Origin of the sequence: Streptomyces sp. SID5910, assembly GCF_009862125.1 — a bacterium.
Classification (GTDB): domain Bacteria; phylum Actinomycetota; class Actinomycetes; order Streptomycetales; family Streptomycetaceae; genus Streptomyces.
The window spans coordinates 1-10,933 of the sequence record NZ_WWHX01000877.1 but is presented as its reverse complement, the minus strand read 5'-3'; the positions used below and the strand labels follow the sequence as shown (position 1 = coordinate 10,933).

12 protein-coding genes and 2 pseudogenes are annotated in these 10,933 nt (G+C 71.5%); 4 read left to right on the top strand and 10 right to left on the bottom strand.

The annotated features are described in order from the left end of the window. From GTW67_RS30885 to GTW67_RS30870, 4 genes and pseudogenes are all read right to left on the bottom strand, one after another. A partial coding sequence (locus GTW67_RS30885; RefSeq protein ID WP_161168047.1) for an electron transfer flavoprotein subunit alpha/FixB family protein occupies positions 1-862 on the bottom strand: 862 nt, incomplete at its 3' end. 55 nt (positions 863-917) lie between these two features. Further along, positions 918-1,715: an electron transfer flavoprotein subunit beta/FixA family protein gene (locus GTW67_RS30880; protein WP_161168046.1), complete on the bottom strand. Its 798-nt coding sequence runs from the start codon at positions 1,713-1,715 to the stop codon at positions 918-920. A 250-nt stretch (positions 1,716-1,965) separates the two neighbouring features. After that, positions 1,966-2,478, bottom strand: a complete 513-nt coding sequence (locus GTW67_RS30875) for a flavin reductase family protein (protein ID WP_161168045.1) — start codon at positions 2,476-2,478, stop codon at positions 1,966-1,968. Positions 2,479-2,624: 146 nt separating this feature from the next. Then, positions 2,625-2,991, bottom strand: a pseudogene (locus tag GTW67_RS30870) (thioredoxin family protein); the annotation flags it as partial. Between the two features lie 272 nt (positions 2,992-3,263). Here GTW67_RS30870 and GTW67_RS30865 point away from each other — a divergent pair. After that, the gene (locus tag GTW67_RS30865) at positions 3,264-3,992 is read left to right on the top strand and encodes a lysophospholipid acyltransferase family protein (RefSeq protein ID WP_161168043.1); all 729 of its coding nucleotides are present in this window, start codon (positions 3,264-3,266) and stop codon (positions 3,990-3,992) included. 10 nt (positions 3,993-4,002) lie between these two features. On the opposite strand, the gene GTW67_RS30860 is transcribed toward GTW67_RS30865, so the two are convergent. From GTW67_RS30860 to GTW67_RS30845, 4 genes are all read right to left on the bottom strand, one after another. After that, positions 4,003-4,575 (bottom strand): transglutaminase domain-containing protein, encoded by a 573-nt coding sequence (locus GTW67_RS30860; RefSeq protein ID WP_161168042.1) that lies wholly within the window; start codon positions 4,573-4,575, stop codon positions 4,003-4,005. 87 nt (positions 4,576-4,662) lie between these two features. After that, entirely contained in the window at positions 4,663-5,733 is a 1,071-nt protein-coding gene (locus tag GTW67_RS30855; RefSeq protein ID WP_161168048.1) for a beta-eliminating lyase-related protein, read from the bottom strand. Next, a complete protein-coding gene (locus tag GTW67_RS30850; RefSeq protein WP_161168041.1) occupies positions 5,730-6,476 on the bottom strand; it encodes an SDR family NAD(P)-dependent oxidoreductase in 747 nt (248 codons plus the stop codon). Before GTW67_RS30850 ends, GTW67_RS30855 begins: the two co-directional genes overlap by 4 nt. Before the next feature lie 50 nt (positions 6,477-6,526). After that, complete coding sequence (locus GTW67_RS30845) at positions 6,527-7,930, bottom strand: DUF6421 family protein (protein ID WP_161168040.1); 1,404 nt, start codon at positions 7,928-7,930, stop codon at positions 6,527-6,529. A 228-nt stretch (positions 7,931-8,158) separates the two neighbouring features. Between GTW67_RS30845 and GTW67_RS30840 the strand changes: the two genes are divergently transcribed. Then, the gene (locus GTW67_RS30840) at positions 8,159-8,842 is read left to right on the top strand and encodes a glycerophosphodiester phosphodiesterase (RefSeq protein ID WP_161168039.1); all 684 of its coding nucleotides are present in this window, start codon (positions 8,159-8,161) and stop codon (positions 8,840-8,842) included. A 15-nt stretch (positions 8,843-8,857) separates the two neighbouring features. On the opposite strand, the gene GTW67_RS30835 is transcribed toward GTW67_RS30840, so the two are convergent. Then, a complete protein-coding gene (locus GTW67_RS30835; RefSeq protein ID WP_161168038.1) occupies positions 8,858-9,400 on the bottom strand; it encodes a GNAT family N-acetyltransferase in 543 nt (180 codons plus the stop codon). A gap of 78 nt (positions 9,401-9,478) precedes the next feature. Here GTW67_RS30835 and GTW67_RS30830 point away from each other — a divergent pair, with 78 nt between their 5' ends. Together GTW67_RS30830 and GTW67_RS30825 are read left to right on the top strand one after the other, a co-directional pair. Beyond that, on the top strand, positions 9,479-9,871 hold the full coding sequence (locus GTW67_RS30830) for a VOC family protein (protein ID WP_161168037.1): 393 nt from the start codon (positions 9,479-9,481) through the stop codon (positions 9,869-9,871). A gap of 104 nt (positions 9,872-9,975) precedes the next feature. After that, the gene (locus GTW67_RS30825; RefSeq protein ID WP_161168036.1) at positions 9,976-10,740 is read left to right on the top strand and encodes a VOC family protein; all 765 of its coding nucleotides are present in this window, start codon (positions 9,976-9,978) and stop codon (positions 10,738-10,740) included. A gap of 31 nt (positions 10,741-10,771) precedes the next feature. Here GTW67_RS30825 and GTW67_RS30820 read toward each other — a convergent pair. Next, positions 10,772-10,933, bottom strand: a pseudogene (locus tag GTW67_RS30820) (MarR family transcriptional regulator); the annotation flags it as partial.

The following is a 10,933-nucleotide window of genomic DNA, read 5'->3' as shown; positions in this document are numbered from 1 at the left end:
TGTCCTTGTTGACCGCCACGATCGTCTTCGAGGTCTGCATGCCGGCCCGGTGCTGGATGGCGCCGGAGATGCCGTTGGCGATGTAGAGCTGCGGCGAGACGGACTTGCCGGTCTGGCCGACCTGGTTGGTGTGCGGGTACCAGCCCGCGTCCACCGCGGCGCGGGAGGCGCCGACGGCCGCGCCGAGGGAGTCGGCGAGCGCCTCGATGATCGCGAAGTTCTCGGCGCCGTTGACGCCGCGGCCACCGGAGACCACGATCGCGGCCTCGGTCAGCTCCGGACGGCCGGTCGACTCGCGCGGCGTGCGCGAGGTGACCTTGGTGCCGGTCGCGGCGTCGGAGAAGGACACCGACAGGGCCTCGACGGCACCGGCGGCCGGGGCCGGCTCGACGGCCGCGCTGTTCGGCTTGACCGTGATGACCGGGGTGCCCTTGGAGACGCGGGACTTGGTGGTGAACGCGGCGGCGAACACCGACTGGGTCGCGACCGGACCCTCGTCGCCGGCCTCCAGGTCGACGGCGTCGGTGATGACGCCCGAGCCGAGACGCAGCGCCAGGCGGGCGGCGATCTCCTTGCCCTCGGCGGAGGACGGCACCAGCACGGCGGCCGGGGAGACGGCGGCGACGGCGGCCTGGAGGGCGTCGACCTTCGGTACGACCAGGTAGTCGGCGTACTCGGCGGCCTCGTGGGTGAGGACCTTCACCGCGCCGTGCTCGGCGAGGGCGGCGGCGGTGTCACCGGCGCCGTTGCCCAGCGCGACCGCCACCGGCTCGCCGACGCGGCGGGCCAGGGTCAGCAGCTCCAGGGTCGGCTTGCGGACGGCGCCGTCCACGTGGTCGACGTAGACGAGAACTTCAGCCATGGGACTTCTTCTCTCCTGCTTGCGAAAGATGAGGGGCGGTAGGGACGGCGGGGGCTCAGATGAACTTCTGGCCCGCGAGGAACTCGGCGAGCTGCTTGCCGCCCTCGCCCTCGTCCTTGACGATCGTGCCCGCGGTGCGCGCCGGACGCTCGGTGGCCGACTCGACGACCGTGTACGCGTTCTCGAGACCGACCTCATCCTCGTCGATGTCGAGGTCGGACAGGTCCCAGGACTCCACCGGCTTCTTCTTGGCCGCCATGATGCCCTTGAAGGACGGGTAACGCGCCTCGCCCGACTGGTCGGTGACCGACACGACCGCCGGCAGGGAGGCCTCCAGCTGCTCCGTGGCGGAGTCGCCGTCACGGCGGCCCTTGACCGTGCCGCCCTCGACGGAGACCTCGGACAGCAGCGTCACCTGCGGCACGCCCAGGCGCTCGGCGACCAGCGCGGGCACGATGCCCATGGTGCCGTCGGTGGAGGCCATGCCGGAGACGACCAGGTCGTAACCGGCCTTCTCGATCGCCTTGGCCAGGACCAGGGAGGTGCCGATGGCGTCGGTGCCGTGCAGGTCGTCGTCCTCGACGTGGATCGCCTTGTCCGCGCCCATGGACAGCGCCTTGCGCAGCGCGTCCTTCGCGTCCTCGGGGCCCACCGTCAGGACGGTGATCTCCACGTCGTCGCCTGCTTCCTGGCGTGCTTCCGAGATCTGAAGCGCCTGCTCGACCGCGTACTCGTCCAGCTCGGAGAGCAGACCGTCGACATCGTCGCGGTCGACGGTCAGGTCATCGGCGAAGTGCCGGTCGCCAGTGGCGTCGGGCACGTACTTCACAGTGACAACGATCCTCAAGCTCACGCCGGCTCTCCTACTGCATCGTCATTTCAGTGCTGCCTGCTTGCAGGCAGCATAGGCGCCTCAAGCGGCCGATTCCGGTCGGGGCGACCCGCGCTTCCAGCCGGAACATTACTCGTCAGTACACCCAGTTCTTTCCCGCTAAGCAAGCGCTTTGAACTGTGACCTTCGCAACGCAGCGTAACCGGAACTCGACCGTTCCGCAGAAGCAGGCGGACGGAGTCGGAAGGCGGCCCGCGGAGCCCGTGGAGGCTCAGTCGCGCAGGCCCGTGAAGCGTCCCTGGTGGTACAGCAGCGGGCTGCCGGTGCCCGCCGGGTCGCCGAGCAGGACCTCGGCCAGCACGATGCGGTGGTCCCCGGCCGGGACGCGGCCGACGACCCGGCACACGAGCCAGGCGAGGACGTCGTCCAGCACGGGAACGCCCTCGGGGCCCTCGTGCCAGACGGTGGGCGCGCCGAAGCGGTCGGCGCCGCTGCGCGCGAAGGTGGCGGCCAGCTCCCGCTGGTGCTCGCCGAGCAGGTGGACGCCGACGTACTCGGCCCGGGACACGGTGGGCCAGCTGGAGGAGCCGGTGCCGATGCCGAAGGAGAGCAGCGGCGGTTCGGCGGAGACGGAGGTCAGGGAGGTCGCGGTGAAGCCGGCCGGGCCCGCGTCGCCGCGTGCGGTGATCACCGCCACCCCCGCCGCGTGCCGCCGGAAGACGGACCGCAGGAGGTCGCCGCCGGTGGCGGTCCGGGGTGCGGCGAGGTCGGGTGTGGCCGGCATGCGGGGTGTCCTTCCGCCGTGCGCCTCCGTCCGGGGAGCGGGGAGCGGGGCCGTACGGGCAGGCTGACGATGGGTGGCACACACAGTCAAATACGTCCCGGGATCTGGAAGCTGTGGAGAACGCCTCACCGCCGGCGTGGCGATGATCACACCGCCTCCCCCAGGGCGGCGATCACGTCCGCCTTGCGCGGCAGGCCGGCGGCCCGCCGTACGACGCGGCCCTCGGCGTCGAGGACCAGCACGGTCGGGGTCTTGAGCACGTCCAGCGCGCGGACGAGTTCCAGCCGCGCCTCGGCGTCCAGTTCGACATGGGTGACGCCGGGGACCATGCCGGCCACCTCGCCGAGGAGCCTCCGGGCGGCCCGGCAGGGGGCGCAGAAGGCGCTGGAGAACTGCACGAGCGTGGCGCGCACGCCCAGTTCCGTGCCCAGGTCGGCCGCGTCCAGGCGCAGGCCCTCGCGCCGCTCGCCGTCGTTCCGCCCGTGCACGCGCGCGTCTCCCGCTCCGCCGCCTTCGCGGCCTCTCATGGGCGCGCCACGCGGGCGGCCCGGTCCGGTCGTCCTCAGGTCCAGCGCCCGGGAGCGGGCGATGATTCCCCGGTTCACCATCGCGTTTCGGCCATCCGGCGGCCGATGACGTGATGAGGATTACGCCACGGCCGGGCACCAGGGCTGGTTCCCCGGCCGTTCTTGGGGCACGATCTCGACAAGCCGTAAACCTACGGCTGCGTAACTTTCGACTGGGAGTCTTCTTCCCAGGCCGAGAAGGAAGGGTCCGACCCGCCCATGGCAGAACTCGTCTACCGCCCGGTCATCGGTCTCGCCCGCACCATGTTCAAGGTGTGGGACCTCAAGATCGACTGCCGTGGGTCGGAGAACATCCCGCGCTCGGGCGGCGCCGTGCTGGTGAGCAACCACATCAGCTACCTGGACTTCATCTTCGACGGCCTGGCGGCGCTGCCGCAGAAGCGGCTGGTCCGCTTCATGGCGAAGGAGTCGGTCTTCCGGCACCGGATCTCCGGTCCGCTGATGCGCGGGATGAAGCACATCCCGGTGGACCGCAAGCAGGGCGAGGCCGCCTACGCGCACGCCCTGGACTCGCTGCGGTCCGGCGAGATCATCGGGGTCTTCCCGGAGGCGACGATCTCCGAGTCGTTCACGCTGAAGAGCTTCAAGTCGGGCGCCGCGCGCCTGGCCCAGGAGGCGGGCGTACCGCTGGTGCCCATGGCGGTGTGGGGCACGCAGCGGCTGTGGACCAAGGGCCACCCGCGCAACTTCAAGCGCAGCCACACCCCGGTCACCATCCGGGTCGGCGAGGCGATGGAGGCCTCCCGCGAGCAGTACGCGGGCGCCATCACCCGCCGGCTGCGGGAGCGCGTCCAGGAGCTGCTGGAGGCCGCCCAGCGCGCCTACCCGGTACGCCCCAAGGGCGCCGACGACACCTGGTGGATGCCGGCCCACCTCGGGGGCACGGCGCCGACGCCCGAGCAGCTGCGCACGGCCGAGGCGCACTGACCCGAGCGGGTCACAGGGAGGCGGGAAGGCTCGCCCACAGCTGCGCGCGGTCGCCGGCCGCGCGCAGAGCGGCCAGCACGGCCGGATGCGGGGCCGCGTACAGCTCGGGGCAGTCCTCCTCGCCCGCCTCCCGGTCCGGCACGAAGGCCAGCCGCTCCCGCCCCAGCGAGAACCGGGCGTCCACACCGGGTTTGTTGCCGCGCGGGTCCTGCCGGTGCCAGGCGCCGTTGAACCGCACGGCGACCAGCCCGTGCACCACGTCGAAGCGCTGGTAGCACAGGGCGGTCGGGATGTCCTCGGCGCGCAGCAGCGCCGCCAGCGCGTGGGCCTTGGCGTAGCAGATGCCGGTGCGCTGCTCCAGGACGTCGGAGGCGCGCCACGTGACGCGCGGATCGCCGGAGTCCTGCGAGTGCGGGACGGTGTCGCGCACGTACTCGAACGCCAGTCGCGCATAGGCATACGAGTCCTCCGCCTCTTTCGCGAGGCGTCCGGCCACGTCGCGGACATACGGGTGGTCGTGGTCGATGACCTCGTCGGCGGCCAAGTAGGCGGACAGGTCAGGGTCTTGCTGGATGAGCTCCATGACGCCAGAGCATAGGAACGCGATCACCCATCAGTCAATGACTTTCCAGGTGACCGCATACCTATGCAATGCGTCGGAGTGGCTCGGCTAGCGCGCCATCTCCTCCTTGAGCGCGGCGACGAACGCGTCCACGTCGTCCTCCGTGGTGTCGAAGGCGCACATCCAGCGCACGTCGCCGGCGGCCTCGTCCCAGAAGTAGAAGCGGAACCGCTTCTGAAGGCGCTCGCTCACCTCGTGCGGGAGGCGCGCGAAGACGGCGTTGGCCTGCACCGGGTAGAGGATCTCCACGCCGTGCACGGCGCGCACGCCCTCGGCGAGGCGCTGGGCCATCTCGTTGGAGTGCCGGGCGTTGCGCAGCCACAGGTCCCTGGCGAGCAGGGCCTCCAGCTGCACCGACACGAAGCGCATCTTCGAGGCGAGCTGCATGGACAGCTTGCGCAGGTGCTTCATGTGGCGCACGGCGTCCTGGTTGAGCACCACGACCGCCTCGCCGAACAGGGCGCCGTTCTTGGTGCCGCCGAGCGAGAGGAGGTCGACGCCGACCGCGTTGGTGAACGTCCGCATCGGGACGTCCAGGGAGGCGGCGGCGTTGGCTATCCGTGAGCCGTCCAGGTGCACCCTCATGCCGTGCGCGTGGGCGTGCTCGCAGACGGCCCGGATCTCGTCGGGCGTGTAGAGCGTGCCGAGCTCGGTGCTCTGGGTGATCGAGACGACCTGCGGCATCGCGCGGTGCTCGTCGTCCCAGCCGTACGCCTGCCGGTCGATCAGCTCGGGGGTGAGCTTGCCGTCGGGGGTGGGGACGGTGAGCAGCTTCAGGCCGCCCATGCGCTCGGGGGCGCCGCCCTCGTCGACGTTGATGTGCGCGCTCTCGGCGCAGATCACCGCGCCCCAGCGGTCGGTGACCGCCTGGAGCGCGACGACGTTGGCGCCGGTGCCGTTGAAGACCGGGAAGGCCTCGGCCGTGGGGCCGAAGTGGCTGCGGATCACCTGCTGGAGGTTGGCCGTGTAGTCGTCCTCGCCGTACGCGACCTGGTGCCCGCCGTTGGCCAGGGCCAGGGCGGCGAGCACCTCCGGGTGGGCGCCGGCGTAGTTGTCGCTGGCGAATCCGCGGACCTCGGGGTCGTGGTGGCGACGCGCGTCGGTCTTCGGCGGGTTCACGGCTTCTCGGTCAGCCACAGACGGTTTCCGTTCACTTCCGCGGCGGGCTTGTCCCAGACTCCGGCGACGGCCTCGGCGAGGTCACGCACGTCCGTGAAGCCCGCGAACTTCGCGTTGGGGCGCTCGGCGCGCATCGCGTCGTGCACCAACGCCTTGACCACCAGGATCGCAGCCGCCGACGTCGGTCCCTGCTCGCCCCCCGCCTTGCGGAAGTAGTCCGCCATGGCCAGCGTCCACGCCTCGGCGGCGGCCTTGGCGGCCGAGTACGCGGCGTTGCCCGCGGTCGGCTGCGAGGCGCCCGCGGCGCTGATCAGGACGTAGCGGCCGCGGTCGCTGCGCTGGAGCGCCTCGTGGAAGGCGAGGGAGGTGTGCTGCACGGTGCGGATGAGCAGCTTCTCCAGGAGGTCCCAGTCGTCCAGGTTCGTCTTGGTGAAGGTCTGGCTGCCGCGCCAGCCGCCGACGAGGTGGACCACGCCGTCGACCCGGCCGAACTCCTTCTCGGTGCGGTCGGCCCAGGCCCGGGTGGAGTCCAGGTCGAGCAGGTCGACCGTCTCACCGGTGACGGTGGCGCCGCCGTGCGCGTAGCGCGCCGCGTCCACGGCCTCCGCGAGCCGCTGCGGGTCGTTGTCCGAGCCGACGACGGTCGCGCCCGCCTCGGCGAGCCGCAGCAGTGCGGCCCGTCCGGCGGGTCCGCCCGCTCCGGCCACCGCGATCACCGCGCCGTCGAGCGCCCCGTTCCCCATGGTCCTCGCCTCCCGAGCCTGTGCCTGTTCCTGTGTGCCGGTGCCGTCGCTCACGCGGCGGCCCGCTCGGCGCCGTCCGACGCTGCCGTGATGCCCTTGGTGGAGGCGATCACGTTCTTGAGCTTCTTGGACAGTGCCTCGTAGAACATGCTCAGCGGAAACTCGTCCGGAAGCACGTCATCGACGAGTTTGCGCGGCGGCAGGCTCAGGTCGAGGGCGTCGGGGCCCTTGGCCCACTTCGAGCCCGGGTGCGGGGCGAGGTAGGTGGAGACCAGCTCGTAGCCGGCGAACCAGTGGACGAGCTTGGGGCGGTCGATGCCGTCGCGGTAGAGCGTCTCGATCTCGGCGCAGAGCTCGTTGGTGACCTGCGGGGCGCGCTGCCAGTCGATGAACAGCTTGTTGTCGGTCCAGCGGACGACGTCGTGCTTGTGCAGGTAGGCGAAGAGGAGCTGGCCGCCGAGGCCGTCGTAGTTGCGGACGCGCTCGCCGGTGACCGGGAAGCGGAACATGCGGTCGAAGAGGACCGCGTACTGCACGTCACGGGCCTGCGGGACGCCGTCCGCCTCCAGCTTCACGGCCTCCCGGAAGGCGGTGAGGTCGCAGCGCAGCTCCTCCAGGCCGTACATCCAGAACGGCTGGCGCTGCTTGATCATGAAGGGGTCGAAGGGCAGGTCGCCGTGGCTGTGGGTGCGGTCGTGGACCATGTCCCACAGGACGAACGCCTCCTCGCAGCGCTTCTGGTCGTGGACCATGGCGGCGATGTCCTCGGGCAGTTCGAGGCCGAGGATGTCGACGGCCGCGTCGGTGACGCGGCGGAAGCGGGCGGCCTCGCGGTCGCAGAAGATGCCGCCCCAGGAGAAGCGCTCGGGCGCCTCGCGCACGGCGATGGTCTCGGGGAACAGGACGGCCGAGTTGGTGTCGTAGCCGGTCGTGAAGTCCTCGAAGGTGATGCCGCAGAACAGCGGGTTGTCGTAGCGGGTGCGCTCCAGCTCGGCCAGCCAGTCGGGCCAGACCATGCGCAGCACGACCGCTTCGAGGTTGCGGTCGGGGTTGCCGTTCTGCGTGTACATCGGGAAGACGACCAGGTGCTGGAGGCCGTCCGCGCGGTTCGCGGCGGGCTGGAAGGCCAGCAGCGAGTCGAGGAAGTCGGGCACCTGGAATCCGCCGTCGGCCCAGCGGCCGAGGTCCTTGACCAGCGCCTCGTGGTAGGCGTGGTCGTGCGGCAGCAGCGGGGACAGCGCGCGGACGGCCTCGGCGACGCGGCCGACGGCCTCCTCGACGGCGGCCCGCTCCGGGGCGCCCTCGGCGTCGAAGTCGATCGACCCGTCCTTGGACTGCCATGGCCGGATCCGCTCCACGGCATCCTTGAGCACGGGCCACGCCGGGTGCTCTACCACCCTGCTCACCGGAGGAACCTTCTCCTCCGCACCCACCTGCACAAGAATTTCCGTCATGTCCCATCCTCCACGGGAGAAGCTAGCGTCATGACACCGTATGCATACGAGGTTTCTCCCAGCAAGGGGCACCCCCGTAAATTATCCTGCCCCACCCCGTCCATGACCGCATTTTTTCCTGCGGGATGCCGGAGTCCGTATACCAGGCGCGGCAAAGGGGAAACGGTCCCGCAGGGCCGTTAGGCTGCCGCCCTGCCATCGCCGACGTCGACGGAAGCGAGTCGAGCCTTGAACTTCCTCACCATCGGTCACCGCGGAGCCATGGGTGTCGAGCCCGAGAACACCCTGCGTTCCTTCGTCGCCGCCGAGCAGGCCGGCCTCGACGTCGTCGAACTGGACCTGCATCTGAGCAAGGACGGCGCGCTCGTCGTCATGCACGACGCGGACGTGGACCGCACCACCGACGGCGCGGGCGCGATCGCCGACAAGACGCTGGAGGAGCTGCGCGCGCTGGACGCGGGCCGCGGGGAGCGGGTCCCGGTCTTCGAGGAGGTGCTGGACGCCGTCTCGGTGCCGGTGCAGGCCGAGATCAAGGACGTGGCGGCGGCGCGGACGCTGGCCGAGGTGATACTGCGGCGCGATCTGGTGGACCGGGTGGAGGTGATCTCGTTCCACGACGAGGCCATCGTCGAGATCGCCCGGCTGGTGCCGGGGGTGCGGACCGCCCTGGTCGCGGAGCACTACGGGCCCGAGGTGGTGGACCGGGCCGTCGCCGCCGGCGCCGCGACCCTGTGTCTGGACATCAACCGCATCACGCTGGAGGTCGTGGAGCGGGCCCGCAAGGCCGGTCTGCGGGTCCTGTGCTGGACGGTGAACACCCAGGACCATCTGCGGCTGGTACGCGCCCTGGGGCTGGACGGCGCGACGACCGACTACCCGGAGATCAAGCGCACCGGCCGCTTCACGGCGTGAGCGCCGCGGGGACGGTCAGACGAGCGGCTTGACCAGCAGCTCGAACCGCAGGTCGTCGCGCTGCGGGATGCCGAAGCGCTCGTCGCCGTACGGGAACGGGGTCGTCTCGCCCGTACGGCGGTAGCCGCGGCGCTCGTACCAGGCGATGAGGTCCTCGCGCACGGAGATCACGGTCATGTGCATTTCCGTCGCGTCCCACGCCTCGCGGGCCTGCCGCTCCGCCTCCGCGATGACCTGCTTGCCGAGCCCCTCGCCCTGGAGCGCCGGGCTGACGGCGAACATCCCGAAGTAGGCGTGCTTACCGCGGTGCTCCAGCTGGCAGCACGCCACGATCACGCCGTCGCGCTCGACCGTCAGCAGCCGGCTGTCCGGCGACCCGACGACCTCCCGCACGCCCTCGGGGTCGGTGCGCTGTCCCTCCAGGATGTCCGCCTCGGTCGTCCACCCGGCCCGGCTGGACTCGCCCCGGTACGCGGACTCTATGAGCGCGACGAGCGCGTCCACGTCGGCGTCGGTGGCGTCGCGGTAGGTCAGGCGGCTGGTGGCGGCGGTGTCCATGGTGGGCGTTTCTCCGGTTCGTTCTCGGGCGCGGCGCGGGCACCGACGAGCGTAGCGCTCCCGTTAGGCTCCGGACGCATGGTGCATGTACTCAGCAGCCGGATCCTGCTCCGCCCCACCGACCCCGACCGGTCCCGCGCGTTCTACGGCGAGCAGCTCGGTCTCGCCGTCCACCGCGAGTTCGGCACCGGGCCCGAGCGGGGCACCGTGTACTTCCTGGGCGGCGGTTTCCTGGAGGTCTCCGGCCGTGCCGAGGCTCCCTCCTCCCCCGCGCTCGCGCTGTGGCTCCAGGTCGAGGACGCCGCGGCGGCCGAGGCGGAGCTGCGGGCGAAGGGCGTGGAGATCGTCCGGCCGCCGGTCCAGGAGCCCTGGGGGCTGGTCGAGATGTGGATCGCGGACCCGGACGGCACGCGGATCGTGCTGGTGGAGGTGCCGGCGGAGCATCCGCTGCGCTACCGGCCGGGGATCTGAGCCACCGGGGTGCCAGGTGCCGGATGGCCGCGGTCCCCGCCCGGCCTTAGCGTGCTGGAAGGGGGAGGGAACGGTCTGCTGCCCGGCGGAAGGACCCCGACGCGATGAAGCTCCGTGAACCGGTGACCGGCGGGCCCTGCTGGGCCGAGCTGGGGACCAGTGACCTGGAAGCGGCCAAGCGGTTCTACACGAAGCTGTTCGGCTGGCGCCCCGAGACGGACTCCCGGCAGCAGGCGGGCGGTTACACCGTCGCCCATCTCGACGGAGCGGCCGTCGCCGCGCTGGCGCCCCTGTACCAGCAGGCGCAGCCCGTCGCATGGAACGTCTCGTTCGCCGTCGCGGACGCGGACGCCGCCGTGCGGTGGGTGACCGCGGCCGGCGGTGCGGTCCCGCTGGGCCCGGTGGACGTGTTCGACGCGGGCCGGTTCGCGGTGGCCGTGGATCCGGCCGGCGCGGTGTTCCAGCTGTGGCAGGCCGGGACCTTCCCCGGCGCCGGGCTGTTCAACGCGCACGGCTCGCTGGGCTGGGTGGAGCTGCTGACCCGGGAGCCGCGCCGGGCCGCCGACTTCTACACCACGGTGTTCGGCTGGCGCGTCGACGTCTCCGCGAGCTATCCGCAGTGGTCGGTCGACGGCGCGGACTTCGGCGGGATGGTGACGATGGACGAGAAGTTCCCGCACGAGGTGCCGGCGCACTGGCTGCCGTACTTCGCGGTGACGGACGTGAACAGCGCCGCGGTCGACACGACCGACAGCGGCGGCACGGTGCTCATGGAGCCCACCTCCGTGCCCGACGGGCCGCGCATCGCGGTGCTGCGGGATCCGCAGGGCGCGATGTTCGGCGTGTACCGGGTGGGCGACGAGCACTGAGCCCGGCCGCGGCGCACCACGAGGAGGGCCGTCAGATGCGCAGCGCGTCCAGGCGGCCCTCCAGCCGGCCCAGCAGCGCCCCGAGGAGCGCGGCCAGCTCGTCCAGCTCGGCCCCGTCGACGCCGGACAGGACCGCCGCCTCGTAGGCGAGCTGATCGGGCAGGATGCCGTCGACCAGGTCGCGTCCGGCGTC

Coding starts and splice junctions, on each gene's coding strand:
- GTW67_RS30850 (WP_161168041.1), bottom strand. CDS start 6,476: ATGGGGAACGGGGCGCTCGACGGCGCGGTGATCGCGGTGGCCGGAGCG.
- GTW67_RS30825 (WP_161168036.1), top strand. CDS start 9,976: ATGAAGCTCCGTGAACCGGTGACCGGCGGGCCCTGCTGGGCCGAGCTG.
- GTW67_RS30830 (WP_161168037.1), top strand. CDS start 9,479: ATGGTGCATGTACTCAGCAGCCGGATCCTGCTCCGCCCCACCGACCCC.
- GTW67_RS30845 (WP_161168040.1), bottom strand. CDS start 7,930: ATGACGGAAATTCTTGTGCAGGTGGGTGCGGAGGAGAAGGTTCCTCCG.
- GTW67_RS30865 (WP_161168043.1), top strand. CDS start 3,264: ATGGCAGAACTCGTCTACCGCCCGGTCATCGGTCTCGCCCGCACCATG.
- GTW67_RS30875 (WP_161168045.1), bottom strand. CDS start 2,478: ATGCCGGCCACACCCGACCTCGCCGCACCCCGGACCGCCACCGGCGGC.
- GTW67_RS30860 (WP_161168042.1), bottom strand. CDS start 4,575: ATGGAGCTCATCCAGCAAGACCCTGACCTGTCCGCCTACTTGGCCGCC.
- GTW67_RS30835 (WP_161168038.1), bottom strand. CDS start 9,400: ATGGACACCGCCGCCACCAGCCGCCTGACCTACCGCGACGCCACCGAC.